At 39.3% G+C, this 25091-nt stretch carries 24 protein-coding genes, 1 tRNA gene and 1 pseudogene; 15 read left to right on the top strand and 11 right to left on the bottom strand.

What is annotated here, in order from left to right; translation table 11 throughout:
- Positions 1 to 156: 156 nt before the first annotated feature.
- Positions 157 to 768, bottom strand: a complete 612-nt coding sequence (gene tetR, locus SJ312_RS17240) for a tetracycline resistance transcriptional repressor TetR (RefSeq protein WP_110591186.1) — start codon at positions 766 to 768, stop codon at positions 157 to 159.
- Between the two features lie 80 nt (positions 769 to 848).
- Here tetR and tet point away from each other — a divergent pair, with 80 nt between their 5' ends.
- Entirely contained in the window at positions 849 to 2051 is a 1203-nt protein-coding gene (gene tet, locus SJ312_RS17235) for a Tet(A)/Tet(B)/Tet(C) family tetracycline efflux MFS transporter (RefSeq protein ID WP_110591185.1), read from the top strand.
- A 309-nt stretch (positions 2052 to 2360) separates the two neighbouring features.
- Here the strand turns inward: tet and SJ312_RS17230 are convergent, their stop codons facing one another.
- Genes SJ312_RS17230 through SJ312_RS17215 form a run of 4 tightly spaced genes read right to left on the bottom strand, consistent with a single transcriptional unit; the run spans position 2361 to position 6372 of the window.
- Complete coding sequence (locus tag SJ312_RS17230; RefSeq protein WP_110591184.1) at positions 2361 to 3545, bottom strand: MFS transporter; 1185 nt, start codon at positions 3543 to 3545, stop codon at positions 2361 to 2363.
- A 52-nt stretch (positions 3546 to 3597) separates the two neighbouring features.
- On the bottom strand, positions 3598 to 4362 hold the full coding sequence (locus SJ312_RS17225) for a helix-turn-helix transcriptional regulator (protein ID WP_110591183.1): 765 nt from the start codon (positions 4360 to 4362) through the stop codon (positions 3598 to 3600).
- Between the two features lie 15 nt (positions 4363 to 4377).
- Positions 4378 to 5571, bottom strand: a complete 1194-nt coding sequence (locus tag SJ312_RS17220; protein ID WP_096864378.1) for an MFS transporter — start codon at positions 5569 to 5571, stop codon at positions 4378 to 4380.
- Between the two features lie 39 nt (positions 5572 to 5610).
- Positions 5611 to 6372 carry a hypothetical protein gene (locus tag SJ312_RS17215; RefSeq protein WP_110591182.1) on the bottom strand — a complete coding sequence of 254 codons (762 nt, stop codon included), beginning with the start codon at positions 6370 to 6372 and terminating at the stop codon, positions 5611 to 5613.
- A gap of 206 nt (positions 6373 to 6578) precedes the next feature.
- Here SJ312_RS17215 and SJ312_RS17210 point away from each other — a divergent pair, with 206 nt between their 5' ends.
- On the top strand, positions 6579 to 6788 hold the full coding sequence (locus SJ312_RS17210; RefSeq protein WP_004908101.1) for a helix-turn-helix domain-containing protein: 210 nt from the start codon (positions 6579 to 6581) through the stop codon (positions 6786 to 6788).
- 108 nt (positions 6789 to 6896) lie between these two features.
- Here SJ312_RS17210 and sugE read toward each other — a convergent pair whose 3' ends face one another.
- Positions 6897 to 7211, bottom strand: coding sequence for a quaternary ammonium compound efflux SMR transporter SugE (gene sugE / locus SJ312_RS17205; RefSeq protein ID WP_004258648.1), 315 nt, complete (start codon positions 7209 to 7211; stop codon positions 6897 to 6899).
- Between the two features lie 269 nt (positions 7212 to 7480).
- On the opposite strand from sugE, the gene SJ312_RS17200 reads away from it, so the two are divergent.
- From SJ312_RS17200 to SJ312_RS17190, 3 genes are all read left to right on the top strand, one after another.
- Entirely contained in the window at positions 7481 to 8389 is a 909-nt protein-coding gene (locus SJ312_RS17200) for an EamA family transporter (RefSeq protein ID WP_004258651.1), read from the top strand.
- 341 nt (positions 8390 to 8730) lie between these two features.
- On the top strand, positions 8731 to 10824 hold the full coding sequence (gene cstA / locus SJ312_RS17195; protein ID WP_319868135.1) for a pyruvate/proton symporter CstA: 2094 nt from the start codon (positions 8731 to 8733) through the stop codon (positions 10822 to 10824).
- Positions 10825 to 11072: 248 nt separating this feature from the next.
- Positions 11073 to 11270, top strand: a complete 198-nt coding sequence (locus SJ312_RS17190) for a YbdD/YjiX family protein (protein WP_004258665.1) — start codon at positions 11073 to 11075, stop codon at positions 11268 to 11270.
- An 80-nt stretch (positions 11271 to 11350) separates the two neighbouring features.
- Here SJ312_RS17190 and efp read toward each other — a convergent pair whose 3' ends face one another.
- Positions 11351 to 11917: an elongation factor P gene (efp, locus tag SJ312_RS17185; RefSeq protein ID WP_004258667.1), complete on the bottom strand. Its 567-nt coding sequence runs from the start codon at positions 11915 to 11917 to the stop codon at positions 11351 to 11353.
- A 43-nt stretch (positions 11918 to 11960) separates the two neighbouring features.
- On the opposite strand from efp, the gene epmB reads away from it, so the two are divergent.
- Complete coding sequence (gene epmB / locus SJ312_RS17180; protein ID WP_110591180.1) at positions 11961 to 12989, top strand: EF-P beta-lysylation protein EpmB; 1029 nt, start codon at positions 11961 to 11963, stop codon at positions 12987 to 12989.
- Positions 12990 to 13033: 44 nt separating this feature from the next.
- On the opposite strand, the gene SJ312_RS17175 is transcribed toward epmB, so the two are convergent.
- The 4 genes from SJ312_RS17175 to SJ312_RS17160 all read right to left on the bottom strand — a co-directional run bounded on the left by SJ312_RS17175 (position 13034) and on the right by SJ312_RS17160 (position 16465).
- Entirely contained in the window at positions 13034 to 13378 is a 345-nt protein-coding gene (locus tag SJ312_RS17175) for a DUF4156 domain-containing protein (RefSeq protein ID WP_004908089.1), read from the bottom strand.
- Between the two features lie 419 nt (positions 13379 to 13797).
- Positions 13798 to 15441 carry a chaperonin GroEL gene (gene groL, locus SJ312_RS17170; protein ID WP_004258673.1) on the bottom strand — a complete coding sequence of 548 codons (1644 nt, stop codon included), beginning with the start codon at positions 15439 to 15441 and terminating at the stop codon, positions 13798 to 13800.
- A 51-nt stretch (positions 15442 to 15492) separates the two neighbouring features.
- Entirely contained in the window at positions 15493 to 15786 is a 294-nt protein-coding gene (locus SJ312_RS17165; protein WP_004908085.1) for a co-chaperone GroES, read from the bottom strand.
- Between the two features lie 163 nt (positions 15787 to 15949).
- Positions 15950 to 16465 (bottom strand): FxsA family protein, encoded by a 516-nt coding sequence (locus SJ312_RS17160; protein WP_036958041.1) that lies wholly within the window; start codon positions 16463 to 16465, stop codon positions 15950 to 15952.
- Positions 16466 to 16901: 436 nt separating this feature from the next.
- On the opposite strand from SJ312_RS17160, the gene aspA reads away from it, so the two are divergent.
- The 9 genes and pseudogenes from aspA (at position 16902) to SJ312_RS17115 (ending at position 24873) form a co-directional block, all read left to right on the top strand.
- The gene (gene aspA, locus SJ312_RS17155; protein ID WP_004258700.1) at positions 16902 to 18326 is read left to right on the top strand and encodes an aspartate ammonia-lyase; all 1425 of its coding nucleotides are present in this window, start codon (positions 16902 to 16904) and stop codon (positions 18324 to 18326) included.
- A gap of 144 nt (positions 18327 to 18470) precedes the next feature.
- On the top strand, positions 18471 to 19793 hold the full coding sequence (locus tag SJ312_RS17150) for an anaerobic C4-dicarboxylate transporter (RefSeq protein WP_004258703.1): 1323 nt from the start codon (positions 18471 to 18473) through the stop codon (positions 19791 to 19793).
- 647 nt (positions 19794 to 20440) lie between these two features.
- Positions 20441 to 20734 carry a helix-turn-helix domain-containing protein gene (locus SJ312_RS17145; RefSeq protein WP_004258707.1) on the top strand — a complete coding sequence of 98 codons (294 nt, stop codon included), beginning with the start codon at positions 20441 to 20443 and terminating at the stop codon, positions 20732 to 20734.
- Positions 20735 to 20940: 206 nt separating this feature from the next.
- Positions 20941 to 21513, top strand: coding sequence for a division control transcriptional repressor DicD (gene dicD / locus SJ312_RS17140; protein WP_409201109.1), 573 nt, complete (start codon positions 20941 to 20943; stop codon positions 21511 to 21513).
- A gap of 126 nt (positions 21514 to 21639) precedes the next feature.
- Positions 21640 to 21715: transfer RNA gene (locus tag SJ312_RS17135), tRNA-Phe, on the top strand.
- Positions 21716 to 21910: 195 nt separating this feature from the next.
- Positions 21911 to 23185 (top strand): tyrosine-type recombinase/integrase, encoded by a 1275-nt coding sequence (locus tag SJ312_RS17130; RefSeq protein WP_319868134.1) that lies wholly within the window; start codon positions 21911 to 21913, stop codon positions 23183 to 23185.
- 157 nt (positions 23186 to 23342) lie between these two features.
- A pseudogene (locus tag SJ312_RS17125) lies at positions 23343 to 23559 on the top strand (tyrosine-type recombinase/integrase); the annotation flags it as partial.
- A 119-nt stretch (positions 23560 to 23678) separates the two neighbouring features.
- Positions 23679 to 23963 (top strand): hypothetical protein, encoded by a 285-nt coding sequence (locus SJ312_RS17120; RefSeq protein WP_008913927.1) that lies wholly within the window; start codon positions 23679 to 23681, stop codon positions 23961 to 23963.
- A gap of 325 nt (positions 23964 to 24288) precedes the next feature.
- Positions 24289 to 24873: an antirestriction protein ArdA gene (locus tag SJ312_RS17115; RefSeq protein WP_319868133.1), complete on the top strand. Its 585-nt coding sequence runs from the start codon at positions 24289 to 24291 to the stop codon at positions 24871 to 24873.
- The last annotated feature ends 218 nt before the right edge of the window (positions 24874 to 25091 follow it).

The following is a 25091-nucleotide window of genomic DNA, read 5'->3' as shown; positions in this document are numbered from 1 at the left end:
CTTGAAGCCTTTTCAGCAAGAATGCAATCTGATGAAAAAGCAGCTAGAGCAACGGTCAAAAAATTGACGGAACAGAAACGCCAAATTGAAAAACTGTGTTCTAAATAAAGTGTGTCACTCGCACAACCTATTTTCAGTTGTGCTAATGACCTTCTCTCAAGCCATCAATTGCCGTTCAAAACCTTGAATCAATGACTCCAAGCCAAATAAAAAAGCACCAAAGCCATTATCATGATCCATAATTTGTATCGCCTCTTTAAGTAATGGCGGCATCCCTTCATCCAATGTGGTATCTCGCTCATTTTGAGCGGCTAAATGCTCTTGCTGCTCAAGTACTGAACCCAATGTAAAGTGCCCCACTGCACTCACTGCATAAAGGCCACTTTTTAATGAAAAACCGCTATCAATCATAAATTGTAATTGCTTTTCTACGGTGGCGTATTGTTCTGTACTAGGGCGTGTTCCTAAATGTACCTTTGCTCCATCACGATAACTGAGCAAGGCTCGGCGAAAACTTAATGCGTTATGGCGCAAAAACTCCTGCCACGATTCCCCCTCAACGGGTAATGAATGGTCATGGTGTCGTTTTAGCATTTCAACAGATAATGCATCCAATAATGTCCGCTTGTTCTTCACATGCCAATATAGTGTCGGCTGCTCTACCCCTAGCTTTTGTGCTAGTTTTCGTGTTGTTAGTCCTTCCATTCCCACTTCATTCAACAAATCTAATGCCGCCGTAATAATGGTTTCTTTATCCAATCGTGCCATCGCTTTCCCCTTAATTTCTATTGACACTCTATCACTGATAGGGATATATTCCAACTCTATCACCGATAGAGAAATGGATAATGAATAAATTTGCGATCACGGCATTAATGATCACAGCCCTTGATGCGATGGGGATCGGTTTGATCATGCCTGTTTTGCCTGCTTTACTGCGTGAATATGTTTCCATAGAACATTTGGCTAATCATTACGGCATGCTGCTCGCACTCTATGCCATCATGCAGGTATTTTTTGCTCCAATATTGGGTAAATGGTCCGATAAATTCGGCCGCCGGCCCATTTTGCTTCTTTCCCTTGCCGGAGCAGCGCTGGACTACACTTTGTTGGCTTTATCGAGCTCACTTTGGATGCTGTATTTAGGCCGTTTAATTTCAGGGATCACTGGTGCAACAGGCGCAGTAGCCGCTTCTGTTATTGCAGACAATACACTGCCACAAGAACGTACCAAGTGGTTTGGTCGTTTAGGTGCAGCTTTTGGTATTGGCTTAATCGCAGGGCCTGCGATTGGGGGTTTTGCAGGACAACTCTCTCCTCATCTTCCTTTTGTTATTGCGGCTATTTTGAATGCGTGCTCTTTTGTCGTGATCTGGTTTATTTTTAAAGATCAACACAAAGTCGCTGAACAGGGTGAGCAGAATGGGGAGCTACCATCACCTGTTCCCTTCATGCAAGTGGTAAAACCCGTGATTCTGCTACTTTTCGTCTTTTTTATAGCGCAGTTAATTGGCCAAATCCCTGCAACAACTTGGGTGTTATTTACCGAAAACCGCTTCCAATGGAATAGCATGCAAGTTGGGTTATCCTTAGCAGGCTTAGGCGTTATGCATGCCTTGTTTCAAGCCTTTGTCGCAGGCGCAATAGCCAAAAGATTCAATGAAAAAGTGACAATCATTGTCGGCTTTATCGTGGATGGGGCCGCATTCATTATTTTGTCATTACTGACAGAAGGCTGGATGATTTACCCAACATTGGTCTTACTCGCTGGTGGCAGTATTGCATTGCCAGCGCTACAAGGGTTGATGTCAGCTCAAGTTAATCAAGCTAACCAAGGTAAATTACAAGGGATTTTAGTCAGTTTAACCAATGCCACTGGGGTTATTGGTCCATTATTATTTAGTTTTATTTTTGGTCAAACACTCGCAACATGGGATGGCTGGGTATGGCTGATTGGTGCGATGATGTATGTTTTATTGATCGCATTTATTTTATCTTTTCATAGAAGTAGCAGCCAGATAGTTAAAATAACGAAACTGCCGGAGAGCTAAGTTTTAGCATGTCAATATCAAGTGCTATGATGGCCTTATCAGATTTGCTTTTGGAACATGACGTTAAGAGATATTTCGATGACAATACAACCTAAAAAGCCGAGAACGAAACCTGCAAAAGAAAGGCTAGATAACCTGATAAACGCATCATCTGAACTTAAATCATGGTATGAAAATAGCGTCAAATACTATGTCGAAAAGCAAAATATTTATATAGTTAATAAGGTAACTATCTGATTTTTCGTTACTGTAACCCTATGATGTATTGATATTTAACCCCCCTTAAGGGGGATTAAATCATGACTAACACTAAACAGGATTTGGTTTTGGCAACCAAGTAGATATAAAGTAGGAAAGCCCACAAACCGCAACAAATAGCCCAACATAACCTAAGTTAAAGTGACCTAAATAACCGACGACTAAAGGCGTTATCCCCCCGATAGAGGCAGAGGCGCCATTGTACCCTACGCCTAGTATTGTTGCTTGCCCATTAGATTTATCCATCAGTACGGCCGATAAATTACACAATATCATCGCTGAATATACGGACATAACGACTTGAGCGAAAAAGACGAGAAGTAAATTATCTAGCTGCAATGAAAAATAGAGTGGTACTGAAAGCAATACCATCCCAATGACTCCCATATTAAAAACAGATTTAACTGAGCTATATTTATCGGTTAACCAACCACATATCAGCATAAAAATTAACAATAGACCGGACGAAAATATTTCATAAAAACTCTTTATCTCGTCTATCATTAATTTTTCAATAATTAATGAAGTTGATAAATTTTGAGAGTAGAAAGTGACAGTACCAGGAATGGTAAATAAGAAAACCCAAAATACATGGAGCCAACTGAATATTGGTTTTTCATCTAATTCACTTTTATAATCCGGTAATTTTGCTCTAAACCAAAAACTAATTAAAATATTAATTAAACCAATTAATAGTGGGAGCCTCCAGCCAATTGACTGCATCGCTTCTTCAGAAAATGTGTTCTTTAACATGAAAACGACAGCTAATGATGCGATTACTCCACATAAAGAACTACCAACAATAATTGATGAAACTCTAGATTGAATATTCCCATCTAAATCCTTAAATAAATAAGTGATTAAAGAAGGAAATTCCCCAGCAAAACTAAAAGAAAGTGCTAATTGTAAAATTAATATTACTAATGGCGTATAGTTCCCTAATAATTCAATGGGTAACAGTGCCATCATTAATGTTGCCGTACCGGTTATCATACTTGTTAATACTAGAGCTGATTTTTCCCCTACCGTATCAGCATATCGGCCTATAACATACCCACCTAGTGGGCGGATTAAAAAACGTAATGCAAAAATCCCCCATACCATTTCCGTTGCTTGTGTATAACCTAAATTAGTTAATTCCGTACTTAAATAAGTGGATATAGCCGCAAACACAGCAATATCATAATACTTTAAAGCATTACCTGCGACGGCGCCAAACATGAATCTCCATTTCATTATTTATCCCTTTTCTATTAATCAATTTCCTTGTAGAAAAATATTCTCATATTTAAGGGTAACTCACCAAAGATTCCAAACACGCAAGAGTAATGCCATTTTCTTTTAAAGCCTGAAATAAACCACTAGGTGAAGTATAAGAGCAACCTAGTTTTTCTTTAATGCGTAGAATACGTTTATTTTCTGTCGCTTCCGAACAACCTTGAATATAACTAATTTCCTTTACTCGGCAATGTGATAATAATAAACGAATAGTTATCATTTCTTTACGGGTAAAACGAATGTTACCAAAACGCATATAATGATGAAAATCTAAAATATCTCGGTTATTATCTTCAATTTGTTGAGATAAGCTTATGTCCGCCCTAAGTGGTAAAATAATATTTTCATTATCTTTCCAGACATGCTGGGAGTAATCAGAAATAACAGCTCTTAATTTATAGAGCTCTAATAACTCATTAGATGAGAATTTCTTTATTGAATTTATTGATGTAATTTCATATACACCGCCATATTGAGTACAAAAATCCACTTTCATTTCTTTCTTATCTGTTTTAGATAATGTTTTTTGAAATTCGGCAGAGTAATTATTCCAATATTGAATACCAGGGATTAATCGCTCCTTTACTTTCTTATCTAAATCATCATCCCAAACCATAAGAACCCAATTATAATTACTAGAAATAGTCCTTACAGAATGATTAATCAAATCTACTCTACTATAAGTAACATCTATATCATTCCAATCGAAATACTTTAAAAACTTATCACCAAAACCAGAACAAGAAAGTTCTAGGTGTTTATTTTCTATATTCATATGTCACCCTTACATTTAAATAGTTAATAACCTTTGTTTTTTACTCAATAACAATGAAACAAATAGAGTTAACGAACTCAACGAAACAAAAACACCAACCAAGGAAACATCAATGATGACTAAATAGTTGATAATTAAAGGCGTTAACCCGCCTATAATCGTCGATGCAAGATTGTATCCCATACTTAAAGTCGTAACTTGTCCATTGGCTGGTTTTGCCATGGCATAATTCCAATTACATAAAACCATTGCTGAAATAATAATAATTGACGATTGGGAGATAAGTACTAATGATAAAACCTTAGTCGACATTAGGTAATAAATAGGAATTGATAGTATGGCAGCAAGCTTTACCCCTAAGTTAAAAACCCGTTCAGCGTAACTGTATTTATCTGTTAACCAGCCAACTATTGCCATTAAAATCAATAATAAAGTTGATGATATCATTGAATATATACTTTTAAATTCTTCTAGCTCTAACTCCTTAAGCAAAAAAGAAGATGAAAAATTTAAGGTATAAAAAATAACCGAACCAGGAATAACAACCAGTAAAATATTAAATGCCTTAAGCCAATCTATTTTTTGGCACCCATCATACTCAATGGGTTGGTCTGGTAAGCGATAGCGAAACCAAAAACAAATCAGTATATTACCTAGACCTAATAGTAGTGGTATCCTCCACCCCACCCTTTGCATGGTTTCAGGGTCTAATATATTTTCGAGAATTAACACGATTCCTAACGAGCCAATAACACCAACAACCGCACTTCCGGTTAACAACGCCGAAATTCTACCTCGTTCTTGGGGCTTAGAGTCTTTATATAAATAGGTAGACAGTGATGGGCTTTCACCCGCAAAACTAAAAGATAGCAACATTTGAAGAAATAATATGGCTAAAGGCGTATATACCCCTAAGAGTTCAATTGGCAAAAATGCCATACATAATGTTGCACTACCGGTGAGAATACTTACCAAAATCATTGCTGGTTTTTTACCAACTTTATCTGCATAACGGCCAATCACATACCCACCTAGTGGTCGTATAAGAAAGCGTAAAGCAAAAATTCCCCACACAAGTTCCGTTGCTTGCTGATAACCTAGCCGAGTTAATTCTGCACTTAAATATGATGAAATCGCTGCAAAAATTGCAACATCATAAAATTCTAAGGTATGCCCTGCTACAGCGCCAAAACGTAATTTCCATTTCATAAAATGATCCCATATCCCTATATGAAACAAATAGTTAAATTAATTAATAGGCATTAATTTTTCTAAGCTTGCTAATGTAATCCCGTGATCTTTCATTACCGAAAAACATTCCTTTTGAGATACCATTTCACAGTTTAATTTTTTCTTGATATTGTTAACCCTTATATATTCGTCCTCCTCCGAACAGCCTTGAATACGGCTAATTTCATTTATATTTCGGTGGGAAAGCAACAAACGGATGGTTAATACTTCTTTATTTGAAAATGACAACTGCCCAAAACGTATATAATTAGAGATTTCATTACCCCTGCAAATAATAGGTGCGGTTTCGTCTAATTCAATTTTTTGGCGTAACGGTAATGCAACCGTTTTATTTTCAGACCATTTTTCATATGCATATTCAGAAACTATTGAACGCCATCGATACAATGAAAGTAAATGATCATATGGGACTTTATGATTCGCATTGAGTGAAAATATCTCAAATAAATTATTGTATCTATTGCAAAAATCAATTTTTTTATTTCCTTTATCTAATTTGGTTAAAATTTTCTGGTATGCTTCCGAATAATTACTCCAATATTGAACACCCGCAAATAACCGTTCTTTTAATGATAAATCCATATCATGATGCCAATAAATTAATTGCCATTCATAGTCGCTTGACAATGCATATATCTTTTTTTCGTCAATATCAATAATATTATAATTAACATCAATATCATTCCAATTAAAATAATTACATAGGTCTAATTTCACACTAGCACTTATTTTTTCCATCCTATTGCTTTCTATATCCATAAAAATCACCTTTTAGTTATTTAAATAAAAATAAAGATAATAAAAACGTTGAATCTATATCTTTAACACATAAAAATAAATATTCAAAGGCCAAAATTTAAAGGTATTCAAAATTAAGAATTATTTTTTTATCTTTATATCTCAATTGAATTACAGTTCATTAAAATAATTTAAATTATATTTATATATTAACTATTGGAGATCATATGAAACAAGATTGGCACTCGGCTGATATTATTGCAGCAATAAAGAAAAAAGGTTCTTCTCTTTCACAAATATCACGTTCAGCAGGGTTAAACTCATCAACATTAAATAATGCCCTGTCAAGACGCTGGCCAAAAGGAGAACGTATTATTGCCGAGTTTTTGGGTGTTGCACCATCTGAAATTTGGCCATCGCGTTATAACGAAAAATAACATAAGAATTGTTTTCTCTATGTCCCCAAAAATATCAAAAAAAGCGGGTAACTTTCTCTGTCACCCGCTTATTATTCATTTTTAATTAAAAAATGCTTAATTTGAAAGCTAACTTGATACTTTTAAACCAATTAGCCCTGTAATAATCAAGGCAAGGCTTAATAAGCGAAACATATTCGCTGATTCCCCAAGAAAAATAATCCCAACAATTGCCGTACCCACTGCACCAATACCGGTCCAAATTGCATAAGCCGTGCCAACAGGTAAGTCACGCATTGCGTAAGCTAACAGACCCATACTCGCAATAATCGCAATAATGGTAATGATACTCGGTGTTAAACGTGTAAAACCGTGGGTATATTTTAAGCCAACAGCCCATACAACTTCTAATAAACCCGCAAATAAAAGGACGATCCAAGCCATAGCTGGTTGCTCCCGTTAAATACTCGGGGTCGTCCCCATATTTAAATGACGTTAATTCAGGTCGTCCTGAATACGTATGAAGTGAAAATCCATTATAAACATTCATGTAACAAGACTCAAGCAACGAAAAATAACAAATAAGCGCAAATCAGCAATAATATTTAACCTTTTTATACTGTTTTTTATGATTAAGCATCATAACCATCGCACTCAAAATTATACACAGGTAAAGTAGGTGTCTTATCTGGCAAGTTCATCGAGAAAACAGCATGAGTCTCAGAGACATCTTACTCGCCCTTTGTGTGGTGATTATTTGGGGAGTTAACTTCGTTATCATTAAGCTCGGGGTAACTGCACTTCCACCGTTATTATTAGGTGCCTTACGCTTCATGTTTGTGGCCTTTCCCGCTATTTTTATTTTTAAACGCCCTAAAATTCCATTCAAATTATTACTTCTCTATGGGCTAACGATTAGCTTTGGTCAATTCGCCTTCTTATTTTGTGCTATTCAAGTTGGTATGCCTGCGGGTATAACCTCTGTCATATTGCAATCCCAAGCTTTCTTTACCCTATTACTTGGCGCAATGATTTTAAAGGAATCATTACAGCCAACCCACTTTATTGGTATGTTTATCGCAATTGCAGGGCTGACGGTGTTAGCCAATGGTGCCACTGCCGGTGGGCTTGATGATATCCCATTACTCGGATTAGCATTCACTTTAATTGCTGGATTATCATGGGCTTGTGGTAATATCACTAATAGAATTATTATGAAACAGGAAGGCGCAGAGAAATGCAGCGCCCTATCTTTAGTCAGTTGGAGTGCTCTGATCCCAATTATTCCGTTTTTAATTAGTTCATGGATTTTAGAAGGTGAAGAAGCAATTATTGAAGGGCTATCTGGTTTTAATTGGTCGGTCTTTGGTGTCATTATCTATTTAGCTTATTTATCAACATTTGTTGGCTATGGGATCTGGGGTGTCTTACTTGGTCGCTATGAAGCGTGGCGTGTTGCTCCTTTTTCATTGTTAGTTCCCGTCTTCGGTTTAAGCAGTAGTGCATTATTTCTTGATGAGCACATTAATGGCGTACAAGTTGCTGGCCTTGTTTTAATCATGTTTGGCCTAATTACTACACTTTTTGGCAAAAAAATAATTCAAAAATTAAGACATACCTAGTTAACCAATTAATAATCGGAGGTTTTTTAACTTCCGATTATTTGCCCTACCTTTACCCATCCCCTCATCGGTAAAAACACATCAACAGTCATTAATTTCAAAATAAATAATAAATCAAGATAAAAAACCAATTCAATAGACAACCACTAGTCCAAAACCAAATAAAATCCAATAAATAATCCTAAATTAGTGATACTGGCTACAATTATGAAATTTATCTCAAATTTCAATTAGGTGTATCGGTTTAGCTACTTTTTCTTTGACTTAAGTATGGTTATACCTTTCTCAGTTTTACTTAAACAAATAACAAAAAGTAATCAACTGAACAGATGGGGATGGCTATGGGTAAACAATTAATATGGATTGTGCTCGCATTACTTGGTGCTTTTTCACTGGGTTACATCGCCTTAAATCGAGGTGAACAGATTAATGCCCTGTGGATCGTTGTTGCAGCCGTGTGTATTTATCTGATTGCATACCGATATTATGGGCTTTTTATTGCTAAAAAAGTACTCCAAGTTGATGCAACTCGTATGACACCAGCAATTCGTCATAACGATGGCTTAGACTACGTACCAACAGATAAAAAAGTATTATTTGGCCACCACTTTGCCGCTATCGCAGGTGCTGGCCCACTTGTCGGCCCTGTACTTGCGGCACAGATGGGGTATTTACCAGGCATGCTTTGGCTACTTGCTGGGGTTGTGCTAGCAGGGGCCGTACAAGACTTTATGGTGTTGTTTGTTTCAACACGTCGAGACGGCCGTTCACTGGGTGAATTAGTTAAAGAAGAAATGGGTAATACGGCTGGGGTTCTGGCTTTAATTGCTTGTTTTATGATTATGGTGATTATCTTAGCCGTACTCGCTATGATTGTCGTAAAAGCCCTCACTCATAGCCCATGGGGAACTTACACCGTTGCCTTTACTATTCCATTGGCGATTTTTATGGGTATTTATACCCGTTATATACGCCCAGGACGCATTGGTGAAGTTTCTATTATAGGGTTAGTTTTCCTCGTATTTGCAATTATCTCTGGGGGTTGGGTCGCTGAAAGCGAAACTTGGGCACCTTATTTTGACTATACTGGTGTTCAACTCACTTGGATGTTAGTGGGATATGGCTTTGTTGCCGCTGTACTTCCTGTTTGGCTGCTACTTGCCCCACGAGACTACCTATCAACCTTCTTAAAAATCGGTACTATTATTGGTTTGGCAATTGGTATTTTAATCCTCAATCCAAATCTAAAAATGCCATCGCTGACCAAATATATTGATGGTACAGGCCCGGTTTGGGCAGGTGACTTGTTTCCATTCTTATTTATTACCATTGCTTGCGGTGCCGTTTCTGGCTTCCACGCACTGATATCATCGGGTACCACACCCAAAATGTTGGCGAATGAAAACCAAGCTTGCTTTATCGGCTATGGTGGCATGTTGATGGAATCTTTTGTAGCTATCATGGCGTTAGTCGCCGCTTGTGTGATTGACCCGGGTGTTTATTTCGCCATGAATAGCCCCATGGCAATGTTAGCCCCCGCAGGTACACAAGATGTAGTCGCTTCTGCTGCCCAAGTTGTCAGTAGTTGGGGCTTCCATATCACCCCTGAACAGCTTAACAGCATTGCTAATGATGTGGGTGAAACCAGTATTATTTCACGTGCCGGAGGTGCTCCAACACTGGCTGTTGGGATGGCGTATATTCTCCACGGTGCCCTTGGCGGTCTAATGAATGTCGCCTTCTGGTATCACTTTGCCATCCTATTTGAAGCGTTGTTCATTTTAACCGCGGTGGATGCAGGAACTCGAGCGGCACGCTTTATGCTGCAAGATTTACTGGGTGTGGTTTCTCCATCCTTGAAACGTACCGATTCGTTACCCGCAAACTTGATAGCAACCGCGCTATGTGTGCTTGCTTGGGGTTATTTTCTTCACCAAGGTGTTGTCGACCCACTTGGCGGTATTAACACCTTATGGCCATTGTTTGGTATCGCGAACCAAATGTTAGCGGGTATGGCATTAATGCTGTGTGCTGTGGTACTGTTTAAAATGAAGCGCCAAAGATATGCATGGGTCGCTTTAGTCCCAACTGCATGGTTGTTAATCTGTACGATGACTGCAGGCTGGGAGAAAACTTTCAGTGAAGATGCCCGTGTTGGTTTCTTAGCTGTCGCAAATAAATTCCAAGCAATGATTGATAGCGGTAATATTCCAGTTCAATATACGGAATCTCAATTAACTCAGTTAATTTTCAATAACCGCTTAGATGCAGGATTAACTATTTTCTTTATGATTGTTGTGGTATTGCTAGCTCTATTCTCCATTCGCACTGCGTTGAAGGCATTAAAATCCGACCAACCAACAGCGAATGAAGTACCATACGAAGCCATGCCAGCCAACTATGAAGAAATCGTGGCAAATACACGCCATCATTGATTTTCGCGGAAAAGCTTGTCACTGTTTAGGACATATACTCTTTCTCCAAAATAATTCACGTTGGAGCAAGGCGGCAAAGAAGATAATCCCTAGGAGCATACTCCAGTATGTGACTAGGGTTAGCGAATGAAGCCAACGCAGCAATAGCGTGAAGTATGAAGGAGAAACTAGGAGCATACATAACAGTATGTGACTTGGGTAGCCGAGAGCAGCCAACACCGCTACAACACAAAGTATGACGAGGATTTATGTTTGGAGAACTGGGAAAAGCAGCCCGCTACCTAGGCCAAGCGGCAAAAATGATGGTCGGCGTCCCCGATTACGACAACTACGTCGCTCATATGCAAAAAACGCACCCTGACCAAACTCCCATGACCTATGAAGAGTTTTTTAAAGAGCGCCAAGATGCACGTTACGGTGGTAAAGGTGGGTTTAAGTGCTGTTAGGCCTTAAAAAATAGACAAAAAAAGCCGTGGCATTCCGACCACGGCTTTTTATTTTTAACGATTCAGTATAGGATCAACCGTTATTTTACGCGTGAAACATACTCGCCAGAACGAGTATCAACACGGATCACTTCACCGATCTGAACAAACAGAGGAACCTTAACCACTGCGCCAGTGCTCAGTGTTGCAGGTTTACCACCTGTACCTGCGGTATCACCTTTCAGGCCAGGGTCAGTATCAGTAATTTCTAACTCAACAAAGTTAGGTGGAGTGACCGCGATAGGACGGCCGTCCCACAGTGTTAAAATACATTCTGCTTGGTCAACTAACCATTTCGCGTTATCGCCAACGGTTTTTTCGTCCGCTGCTAACTGTTCGAAAGTTTCGTTGTTCATGAAATGCCAGAACTCACCGTCGTTGTACAGGTAAGTTAAGTTCATATCCATGACATCTGCACCTTCAACAGAGTCAGTAGACTTAAATGTTTTTTCCAACAGTTTGTTAGAAATCAGTTTACGGATACGCACACGTGCGAACGCTTGACCTTTACCCGGTTTGACGAATTCACTTTCTAAAACGACACAAGGCTCGCCATCTAACATGATTTTAAGACCTGAGCGGAATTCATTGGTACTATAAGTAGCCATGGTGATCCTCTAATTTATAAACTAAAAATGGCATAGCCAAAAAATGGTCGATATTGTAACTCAAAATACCTCATCCAGAGAAGTCTGGATACAACAACTTGCAGAAGCAATCACTAATCCAGATGAATTGCTGCAAATACTTAACCTAGAAAATCACCTTTTATCAAAAGAAGGCAGTGAGGCACGTAAACTATTTCCTTTACGCGTTCCAATGCCCTTTATTTCCCGTATGAAGAAAGGCGATCCACTAGATCCTCTGTTATTGCAGGTACTAACCGCAAAAGCAGAGTTTGATATACATCCAGGTTTTTCTACTGACCCACTAGAAGAGCAGGATAATGAAATTCCAAGTTTACTGCATAAATACCACAACCGCGCATTACTGCTGGTAAAAGGTGGCTGTGCAGTCAACTGTCGCTACTGTTTTCGCCGGCATTTTCCTTATGAAGACAACAAAGGAAATAAAAATAACTGGTTGATGGCTGTGGATTATATAAAAAACCACACCGAACTCAATGAAATCATCTTCTCAGGTGGTGATCCATTGATGGCAAAAGACCATGAACTCGATTGGCTTATCAGCCAATTAGAGGCGATCCCACATATAAAACGCCTTAGAATTCATACTCGTTTGCCTGTAGTGATACCAGAACGTATCACTGAAACTCTCTGTAAACGCCTTGCTAGCTCAAGGTTACAAGTAATTATGGTGACACACGTTAACCACGCTAACGAAATCGACGAGTCATTCACCAATGCTATGCAAAAACTAAAGTTATCAGGTGTGACATTATTAAACCAAAGCGTATTACTGCGCCAAGTTAATGACAACGTGACAGCTCTGATGAATTTAAGTAATGCTCTGTTTGATGCGGGTATTTTACCTTATTACTTACATGTATTAGATAAAGTCCAAGGTGCCGCTCACTTTTTAGTGAGTGATACTGAAGCTAGACAATTAATACAGCAATTATTGAGTAAAGTCTCAGGGTACCTTGTACCTAAGCTCGCTCGGGAAATTGGGGGAGAGCCAAGTAAAACACTGCTTGACCTTAATTTAAGGCAGAACTAGAAAGCAAAACGCCCAAATCATCATTTGGGCGCTATGAATTCATTTTAGGGGCACTTATAAACTTGGCCAACCATTTTGCTATCTAATGGAATGAAGCTAGATAACACAGTTTCACTTGGACTTGATGCACCAAAAATCACGTTACCGCCCATTGCCGCGGCTTTATTACGTAAATCATTTGCTGCGCTGCGCATTGAGCTAGATTCATTATTCACACCACTCAACCAGTTGCTTTGAGTCCCTGCAACCTGACCGAGAAGTTGGCAATCACTTCCTGGTTGATTCTCAACAAAACGAACTTGTGAGCCTGCCGCAGTCAAATTAGTTGTTGTTGAACAACCTGCTAAAAGCAATAATGCAGCAGCACCAAGCAAGACTTTAATTCGCATGTTTTCCCTCATTTTTTCATTGTGTTTTTGCAGCTGGTTTGAAAATCGCTTTAGTTTCAATAATCTATTAATTGAAATATCTAGGAGGTGATTAACATACAGCGCCATAATTGCCGCACATCACCAGCCGAATAGAGTTTACCACAAATTAACCAAGAACCTGCTCTATTCTTTACTAATTCAAACCATTTACCTTACGTTAAATATAACCTGTGAAGCAACATTGACGCAAAAATAAATCGTATAACGCATTAATTGTACATCGTTTCGAGGTATTACATTCATCAATAATTAATGGTTATATATTTATTAAAAACCAATAAAAAACCGGCACCGCTAGGAACACTAACGATACCGGTTTTGTGGTGGGTAGCCCTAACTGAGTTAGTGACTACTTAAGCTTGATGTCGCCAGCTGGCTTACATCATACCGCCCATTCCACCCATGCCGCCCATACCAGCAGCACCTAAGTCAGGTGCGTCTGATTTTGGCAGTTCAGTGATCATCGCTTCAGTGGTAATCATCAGACCTGCGATAGACGCTGCGAATTGCAGAGCAGAACGCGTTACTTTAGTTGGGTCTAAGATACCCATGTCAATCATGTCGCCGTAAGTATCAGTCGCCGCGTTGTAACCTTCGTTACCTTTTGCTGCTTTCACGTTGTTAACAACAACAGAGGCTTCTTCACCTGCGTTAGTAACGATTTGACGCATTGGCGCTTCCATCGCACGCAGAGCAACACGAATACCTACGTTTTGTTCTTCGTTTTCACCAGTCAGTGCTTCCAGTTTCGCTGCAACGCGAACCAGTGCAGTACCACCACCAGCAACAACACCTTCTTCAACCGCTGCGCGAGTTGCATGCAGAGCATCGTCAACACGAGCACGTTTCTCTTTCATTTCAACTTCAGTTGCTGCGCCCACTTTAATAACAGCAACACCGCCTGCTAATTTAGCAACGCGCTCTTGCAGTTTTTCACGGTCGTAGTCAGAAGAAGATTCTTCGATTTGTTGACGAATTTGTGCAACACGGCCCGCAATCGCAGATTCTTCACCCACACCATCAATGATAGTGGTAGTGTCTTTGTTAATAACAATACGTTTTGCTTGACCTAAATCTTCTAATGTCGCTTTTTCTAACTCCATACCGATCTCTTCAGAGATAACAGTACCGTTAGTCAGAATTGCGATATCTTGCAGCATGGCTTTACGACGGTCACCGAAGCCCGGTGCTTTAACCGCTGCAACTTTAACAATACCACGCATGGTGTTAACAACCAGAGTTGCCAGTGCTTCACCTTCAACATCTTCAGCGATGATTAACAGTGGTTTGCTTGCTTTAGCAACGCCTTCTAATACTGGCAGTAATTCACGGATGTTAGAGACTTTTTTGTCAACTAACAGGATGAATGGGTTTTCTAATTCAACTGCACCTGTTTCTGGTTTGTTGATGAAATAAGGAGACAAGTAACCGCGGTCAAATTGCATACCTTCAACCACATCCAACTCATCTTCCAGACCAGTACCTTCTTCAACTGTGATAACGCCTTCTTTACCGACTTTATCCATAGCTTCTGCAATTAATTTACCCACGGTTTCGTCGGAGTTTGCAGAAATAGTACCAACCTGTGCGATTGATTTAGTGTCTGAACAAGGAACAGACAAGGCTTTCAGTTCTTCAACTGCAGCAACAACTGCTTTGTCGATACCGCGTTTCAGGTCCATTGGATTCATACCCGCAGCAACCGCTTTTAAGCCTTCAGTAATGATAGCTTGAGCCAGTACAGTTGCAGTTGTTGTACCGTCACCTGCAGCGTCGTTAGCTTTAGAAGCAACTTCTTTCACCATTTGAGCGCCCATGTTTTCGAATTTGTCTTCTAATTCGATTTCACGTGCAACTGAAACACCATCTTTGGTGATAACTGGTGAACCAAAAGATTTATCTAAAACTACATTACGGCCTTTAGGACCTAAAGTCACTTTTACTGCGTCTGCCAGAACATTCACACCACGAAGCATTTTCGTACGTGCATCACTACCAAATTTAACGTCTTTAGCTGCCATTATCTCTTTCCTTCAAATTCTTTTCGTTCGTTGAGAAGTTTTAAGTGAAAATTACGCTTCAACAATTGCCAGAATGTCACTTTCGGACATAATCAGAACTTCTTCATTGTCGATTTTTTCAGCTTTCACGCCATAACCATCGTTAAAAATTACGATATCGCCAACTTTCACATCCAGTGCTTTGATTTCACCATTTTCGAGGATGCGGCCGTTGCCAACAGCAAGAACTTCACCACGAGTTGATTTGCTTGCAGCAGTACCCGTCAGAACGATCCCGCCGGCAGATTTTGATTCAACTTCTTTACGCTTAACGATAACACGGTCATGCAATGGACGAATTTTCATTAATAGTTCTCCTATAAATAAAGTCCATACTAGGTAAAAGGACGATACCAGCATGTCTTAAATAAACTAGTACCATGTTTGAGCAGATTGGGGCGAAGAAGAGGGACTTCAAGGGGGGAGATAAAAAATTTTTCATTTTTATCTCCCCATAAATAGGGTGGTTTTATGGTTTAGGGCGTTCGTCTTTATCCGATGAATCTGTTTTATCTGAATTATCGATTGTAAAAGAAGGATCATCTTGCTTACGTTGGAATTCCCCCTCAAAAGTATCGCCACGTTGAAAGCCGCTATTTCCTGTTTGGTTAAAACCTGAACCCGGCTGGTAGAAACGAATATGAGGAATTAAGCGCATTACAATAAGCTTTTGAATTGGCGGAAGTAACAATAGTAAGCCAATAAAATCTGTAAAGAACCCCGGCACAATCAATAAGAAGCCCGCTAAAACCAATGCAACGCTCTTGATCATTTCAGCTGCTGGGCTTTCACCCGATGCTAACTTTTGTTGGATTTGTAGTACATTTTTCATACCTTGATTTTTAACGAGTGACACACCTAAACAGGATGTCAAAACGACCAAAATTAGCGTCATTAAAACACCAACTTCGGATGCAACCCGCACAAAAATCACGGATTCAATGTAAACGAGAATACATATCAGAATGAGTGGTAACCAGCGCACAAGTTCTCCTTTATTTCAATAAGCTATCGATTATTTTACGCCCCTAGGGAAACCTTTGTGAACTGCATCTAAGAGACAACTATCAATATTCGCTTTTTTCTTTAGTATAGCCATAATAATTGGGGCAGAGATAACGCTTTTCAACTCACAGATTTTTTTCATTAATGATACTTATCTGTGATGAATGTCACACAACGTGAAATCTGTTGCATAAATCAAACTATATAGTGATCTAGGTTCAAGGCAATAGATGATTAAAAGCATATCATCTACCCATAAATCAGTAGATCATAATGCTGACAACGTAGTAGACGGTGTTAATTGCTTGTAAAGTTTTACTTTGCAATATTAATCACCTGTGAATTTTGTTTTACGAAGTATAGATTTTTAAAGCGCATAAACGGACAGTAACTGTAATCTAATTAAGAAGGTTCTCATGTCAAACAATACTCGTATCGAAGAAGACCTGTTAGGTAAAAAAGAAGTTCCAGCTGATGCCTATTATGGTGTTCATACTCTGCGTGCGATTGAAAACTTTTATATCAGCGACCGCACTATTAACGATGTCCCAGAATTTATCCGCGGCATGGTTATGGTAAAAAAAGCGGCAGCTTTAGCCAACAAAGAACTGAAAACTATTCCTCGTAATATCGCAGAGACTATTATCAAAGCCTGTGACGTTGTGTTGAATGAAGGCAAATGCATGGATCAGTTCCCTGTTGACGTATTCCAAGGTGGTGCGGGCACATCACTGAACATGAATACCAATGAAGTACTGGCGAATATCGGTTTAGAGCTGATGGGTCACAAAAAAGGGGAATATGAATTCCTCAACCCAAATGATCACCTGAACAAAAGTCAATCCACTAACGATGCTTACCCTACTGGGTTCCGTATCGCAGTGTATAACTCAGTACTGAAGTTAATTGAATCTGTTGAATACCTGAGAAAAGGCTTTGAAGCTAAAGCTGAAGAATACAAAGACATTCTGAAAATGGGCCGTACCCAGTTGCAGGATGCTGTTCCAATGACCGTCGGCCAAGAATTCCATGCTTTCGCTACTCTCTTAAAAGAAGAAGAGAAAAACTTAAAACGCAGCATCGAATTACTGCTCGAAGTTAACTTAGGCGCTACTGCTATCGGTACAGGCTTGAATACTGCACCTGGTTACTCAGAGCTTGCCGTTAAAAAATTAGCTGAAGTGACTGGTTTACCATGCGTTCCTGCAGAAGACTTAATCGAAGCAACCTCTGACTGCGGCGCTTACATCACAGTTCACGCGGGCTTAAAACGTCTGGCGATGAAACTGTCTAAAATTTGTAACGACTTACGTCTGTTATCTTCCGGTCCTCGTGCAGGTCTGAAAGAAATCAATTTACCTGAGTTACAAGCTGGTTCTTCTATCATGCCAGCAAAAGTTAACCCTGTAATTCCTGAAGTTGTTAACCAAGCTTGTTTCAAAGTTATTGGTAACGATATCTGCGTAACAATGGCTGCTGAAGCGGGTCAATTGCAATTAAACGTAATGGAACCAGCGATTGGCCAAGCGATGTTCGAATCCATCTCTTTAATGAGCAACGCATGTCGTAATCTGCAAGAAAAATGCATTAGCGGCATTACAGTAAACAAAGAAATCTGTGAAGCATTTGTATTTAACTCCATCGGTATCGTCACTTACTTAAACCCATTTATTGGCCACCATAATGGTGACATCGTGGGTAAAATTTGTGCTGAAACCGGTAAGAGCGTCCGCGAAGTTGTTTTAGAACGCGGTTTACTGACTGAAGCTGAACTGGATGATATTTTCTCTATTGAGAACTTAAAACACCCAGCTTATAAAGCAAAACGCTTTGATGACTAAAAATTTATGTTTATCATAAATAACACTTAAAAATAAAGGCACGCCTCTCAATAGAAAGCGTGCCTTTTTTGATTGATACACACACAAATAATTAACATAACAGTTTCATAATTTTAATTTTCATTTTGTCGAGGAGTAAACACTATGTTAGCCGTAGAATTTATTATTGTTCTGCTGGCCATCTTTTTGGGGGCCCGTTTAGGTGGGATAGGTATCGGCTTCGCCGGTGGCCTTGGGGTACTGGTACTCGCTGCTATTGGCGTAAAACCAGGAACCATTCCATTTGACGTTATCTCAATCATCATGGCTGTTATTGCCGCTATCTCTGCAATGCAAATTGCTGGAGGTCTGGACTATTTAGTTGCCCAAACCGAAAAATTACTGCGCCGCAATCCTAAATACATCACCATTCTTGCACCCATTGTTACCTACTTCCTGACACTTTTCGCAGGGACAGGTAATATCTCTTTAGCAACACTGCCTGTTATTGCAGAAGTTGCAAAAGAGCAAGGCGTAAAACCGTGCCGTCCATTATCAACTGCGGTTGTTGCTGCTCAGATAGGTATTACAGCATCACCAATTTCTGCTGCAGTGGTTTACATGGCATCCGTCATGGAAAACCCTGCAATGGTTGGTGCAGGTAACACAGTCAGTTACATCTCTCTCTTAAGTGTTCTATTACCTGCGACATTCCTTGCTATCATTTTGATGTCGTTCATCATCTCTTGGACTTTTAACTCTAAATTATCCGATGACCCTATCTACCAAAAACGTTTAGCTGAAGGTTTAGTTGAACTGCGTGGTAGCCAAGTAAAAGAAATCAAAGCCGGTGCTAAGTCTTCTGTACTGCTGTTCTTACTTGGGGTTGTTGGCGTTGTCTGTTATGCCATCATTAACAGCCCAAGCTTAGGGATTGTCGAAACCCCATTAATGAACACCACAAATGCTATTTTGATTATCATGCTGACTGTAGCGACATTAATCACTATTTTCTGTCGTGTTAATACTGATGCAATCTTGAACTCAAGTACCTTTAAAGCAGGTATGAGCGCATGTATTTGTATTTTAGGTGTTGCTTGGTTAGGTGATACTTTCGTACAGCATAACATTGACTGGATCAAAGAAACTGCCGGTGATTTAATCCATGAGCACTCTTGGATGTTAGCGGTAATTTTCTTCTTCTGCTCTGCTTTACTATACTCACAAGCTGCAACAGCAAAAGCATTGATGCCTATGGCATTAGCGCTGAATGTAAGCCCATTAACGGCTATCGCATCATTCTCTGCGGTTTCTGGTCTATTTATTCTGCCTACTTACCCAACACTGGTTGCAGCAGTACAAATGGATGATACAGGGACAACACGTATTGGCCGATTTGTCTTTAACCATCCATTCTTTATTCCAGGTACCATCGCTGTCGCATTAGCTGTTTCATTCGGCTTCTTATTCGGCGGTATGATCCTATAGTTTATATTAGTATCAATTAATATTATAAAGACCCGTGCAAATCGCACGGGTTTTCTATGCCTACATATAACATATTATTTTTGTTATTCTATACAAAGTCACGGAGGAAATTATAAAAATATAATAATCATTCAGATAAAAAACTAAGCCATTTATTAAAAATATATTTAAAATATATTGAACTCGGTTGTTAATAATTAAATTAAAATCAGAAATAAGTATTTTTCTAACAATATATCTATATTAATACTCTACATATAAGTGTAACAAACAATGACTATAATCATATAATGACAAGCTGCTTCATTCATTTCTTCAAAATCACAAATAGAAATATAAATTCAAAAATAAAGTAAAAATAAATAATCATCAAAACAAATCACTAATAAAGCGGAAGCAGACAAATAATAACACTAAAAAACCCCTCATCACACACGAATTGAGAGTACCAAAGATAGAAATCATCTATCAAAAATTTAAAATCAATCCGCCATAAATATTGGTAATAATTAACTGACCCTTGTTTAATAATATCCGAAAAGTCTGATAACTATCTTTTAATCACTCTGAGTGACACAAATTAAACATCACGAAACTTTAATAGAAAAATAACTTATTTGTTCAATATTTATATATTTGGAGGAGTAATGCTAAATACTCAAAGAAATGAAAATACAAATGTAACCGTTTATATTGGAAGCTTTTTAAAACACCGTAGAAAAGTGGTGGGCTTAACTGGCTCACAATTAGCTTCTCGCTTAAAAATTAGCCAACAACAAGTTTCTCGTTATGAAAGAGGTAAAAATGCGATTACGATCCAAGGTCTTTTAGATATTTTACAAGCTCTCGAATTACGAACACATGATATTGATGATTTTATGAAAAAAGTCTTTCAGTTTTATTATATCGATGCTGCATTAGAAGCTAAGTTGATCAACTAAGACCGATGTAAATCCATGAAGTTCGTTTCAGGGGGGTTCTTCCCCCTCCTGTTTGCTTTAAACTCCCCCTCTTAATTTCCTATTTGATTTCGTTCTCCTTCGAAAACGACGACTCATAATAGCACTGCAAACCGCTATAATTCACAATTGAACATTGTTATGATGGATAAAAATCAGACATTATTGTGATGGAGTTAACAATGCCTATCCAACGCGAAATTATTTTGAGCCATGCGTTAAATCAATTGGAAATTCAAGGCTTATCCGCATCTACAGAGAATTTACTCAGTGAAATTGAATCTGATTTCTCTACTATTCGCCAGTTCTGGCCAGACGATGAGGCGCTTATTTATGATTGCTTACGCTATCATAGCCAGCAAATCGAAGTATGGCAGCGACAGACTTTGCTAGATGAGTCCCTAAGCCCACAGCAAAAATTAATGGCTCGCTACCAACAATTATCAGAAAAAGTCAGCCAAGGGCGTTTCCCTGGCTGTTTATTTATTTCTGCATGTAATTATTACCCAGATGCAGAGCACCCTATCCACCAATTAAGTCGCTTGCAAAAAGACAATTCGTTTCACTTCACTAAAAACCTATTAGAAGAGCTAGATATTGAAGACTCTGTATTGGTTGCTAACCAAATGGAACTAGTACTTGAAGGCTGTTTAAACCGTTTATTAGTACAAAGAGACATTCAAGATGTCGAGATTGCACAACACCTTTCTGAGGATATCCTAACAATCGCACTATGCCGTAAAAAAGGAGCGTTAAGTTAAAAAAACAACTAACGCATACTAAACACACACATTTTGCTGAAAAAGAAAACACTCAGTAAAAAAAAGTGGTTTTTTATTAAAAATGCATTGACGCAAACGGCTGAATACGGTTTAATGCGCCCCGTTGCCCGGATAGCTCAGTCGGTAGAGCAGGGGATTGAAAATCCCCGTGTCCTTGGTTCGATTCCGAGTCCGGGCACCACCTTATTATCAACAGACGTCAACCGACGTCTGTTTTTGTTTGTAAAGCCCGCTAAAATCAACACTCTCCCAAAGTTTCAACTCCACTGAATTCTACTCGATTCTACCCACATCAACCCCATTGTGCGGGTACAATTGCGGGTATACACTAGTTCGATAGAATTTTGTACCCACTTTATCTCTCAGGAAGCTCACTATGGCACTGACTGACGCTAAAATTCGGGCGGCTAAACCCGATGTGAAATCCTATAAATTAACCGATGGTGCAGGTCTGCACTTATTGGTTCACGCTAATGGTTCTAAGTACTGGCGGTTACGCTATCGCCACTTAGGTAAAGAGAAAACCTTAGCATTGGGTTTATACCCTGATGTCTCTTTATCAGAGGCGCGTTTAAAACGTGATGAAGCAAGAAAATTGATTGCTGACGGTATTGACCCGTGCGAACAAAAACGTGTGGCTAAAGCAGCTTCTGATGCTAACCTCTCTTTTGAAACCATCGCAAGACAATGGCATGCCAGCAATAAAAAATGGTCTGAATCACACAGTGAAAAGGTTTTAAAGAGTTTGGAGTCGCATGTCTTTCCTTATATTGGATTACGCGATATCACTACCCTCAAAACCCCTGACCTGCTTATTCCTATCCGTGCAGCAGAAAGTAAAGAGATTTATGAGATAGCTGCGCGTTTACAGCAACGTATCGCTGCTATCATGCGTTATGCGGTGCAATCCGGTATTATTGGCTATAACCCTGCTATTGATACCGCAGGGGCTGTAACGACGGTACAACGCCAACATCGTCCAGCTCTTAACCTTGACCGTCTACCGGAACTCATTACCCGTATCGATGCTTATAAAGGGCAACCCGTCACTCGCCTAGCCGTGATATTAAATTTATTAGTGTTTATTAGGTCAAGCGAACTTCGCTATGCGCGTTGGTCTGAAATTGACTTCGATAAAGCCTTATGGACTATTCCTGCTCAGCGAAAGCCTATACCCGGCGTTAAATTCTCACACAGAGGCGCTAAAATGCGCACTCCGCATTTAGTTCCCCTTAGCCACCAAGCCATCACTATACTGAAAGAAATTTGGGCATGGACGGGTGAACATGAATTGATCCTAACGGGCGCTCATAATCCCTTTAAGCCTATGAGCGAAAATACAGTCAATAAAGCCTTACGCGTCATGGGCTATGATACGAAAACTGAAATTTGTGGACACGGTTTTAGAACAATGGCGTGCAGTTCACTTATTGAGTCCGGATTGTGGTCTAAGGACGCCGTAGAACGTCAGATGAGCCACCAAGAACGTAACTCAGTGAGGGCTGCTTATATTCATAAGGCAGAACATATAGACCAACGCCGATTAATGGTGCAATGGTGGGCTGATTATTTGGATGCTAATCGGGAACAAACTATTTCGCCATTCGACTTTGCCAAATTGAATAACCCAATGATTAATACCGGCGGTTAAAAATCAAATAAAAAACAGTTTAATTCTCTCATCTGGGGGCCTATTTGGGGGCCTCTGTATTCGATATAGACAAGAGCCCCCAAACAGTCTAAAAAGCACTATAAATTAAAATGTTAATCAAGATTAATCAACAAATTGCATCTATTTCTACGATTTGACTATGAGTACGATCTTACATGAAAAAGACTTTAACAGCGCTTGTATTGAAACACAGATGGCGCATAGCAATAAAAATGCGATACGTGGAACCTATAACCATGGCGCAATATTTAGAAGGTAGACGAGAAATGATGCAGTGGTATGCCGACTATATCGATTCATTGAGAAATGGTGGCAATATTCTTCATGGGAATTTTCATCGTCAAAACGCATGATAACTAACCACAATTTATCGTAATACATCTCATTCAATAAAAAAACTTTATCACTGAAAGCCTCTGTCCTCACGGACAGGGGCTTTTTTGCTTTTAAATCAACCTAAAAGGAAATTATTATGGAAAATTACATTCGTTGCCCGGCCTGCGATTCAACTCGCATTCGTGAACGTCATATCGGGAAAAAGACCGGAGCTGTTGCTGGTGGCGTATCAGGCGCACTAGCTGGAGCGTCTATCGGCTCTGCTGTTCCTGTTGTAGGGACGATTGCTGGTGCTGCGGTAGGCGCTCTATTTGGACGTTTAGTCGCTGGAGCTACTGCTGGGGCTGTGAGTGGTTCAGCTTTAGATGGCGTGGTATTTGATCGTTATGAATGTATCGAGTGTGAATACACGTTTGATTGATAGCCATAAGTTAACGGAAACCCCTGATGGGGTTTCATCTCTTAGGAGTCTGTGAGTCTGAACTGACCCTAGTTTATTGGACAGGGGCTTTTTTCGTTTTAACCCACGCAAATTGAGATCATGATAGAAAGCATAACATGTTATCGGGATTGTAAGGCAACTCATTATCCTGCTCTAAAACGTCATTAATCATTTTTAAAGCGAGTTGTCTGTTTTTCAGCTGATTGGCTTTTTATATCAATATCATCTTCTAAAGGGAAATAGCTCCCTTTATCAAAATATCGCCATTAATTAAATCACAATACATCAATAATAGGACACGAATATGCATATAACTGCGACGGCTTCCCCATGCCTAAAATCGGGGATGATTTCTGTTTTTATCACTAACTTAGGAAAATATAACGAAGGTGAACTTGTTGGTGAGTGGCTTGAACTTCCGGCAACCTCAAAAGAGATCGAACACTGTTTAGTACGAATTGGCATTGATGGTATTCACTATGAAGAGTATTTTTTGACCGACTATGAATCCTCCATTGATGGCCTTTCGTCTTACATTTCAGAATATAGCCTTTTAGATGAGTTGAACGAGTTAGCCTCGCGATTAGCCATGTTATCGCCAGATGAAATTGACCTTTACCAGGCAGCCATTGAAATCGGTTCTTCAACGAGTTCAATCCATGATTTAATTCATTTAGCGAATAATTTAGATTCTTTCCAGCAATTAGCGGGAGTCAATAATGAATATGATTTAGGTTATTACTGGATAGAAGAAAGTGGTTGTTATGATTTAGCACAACTGGGTCATTTATCCCATTACTTTGACTATGAACGCAATGGACGTGATGTTTGCCTTGAACAAGGCGGAATTTTTCACAGTGGAGGATATGTTTATCATACGGGTGGGTAGATAGGATAACAGAATGAGAGTCAAACCGATTTCATCCCTTAAGGCGGGAAATAAAGAATGCTGTGGTATCCCAATAACATCCATAATCTAGAACGTTAATCAAACTAAACTCTATTTTAAGCCATCTTTACGGGTATCCGTCACGGCTTGCGCATGAGTTAAATAGTTGTTAAGTCCCAAATAACACGTGCTCTCGAAACTCTGTATTTAACGCACAT

It is taken from the genome of Providencia sp. CIM-Carb-044, from assembly GCF_033901115.1.
Taxonomy (GTDB): domain Bacteria; phylum Pseudomonadota; class Gammaproteobacteria; order Enterobacterales; family Enterobacteriaceae; genus Providencia; species Providencia hangzhouensis.
Note: the sequence above shows the minus strand (reverse complement) of the source record. Positions and strands in the feature narration are given on the sequence as shown.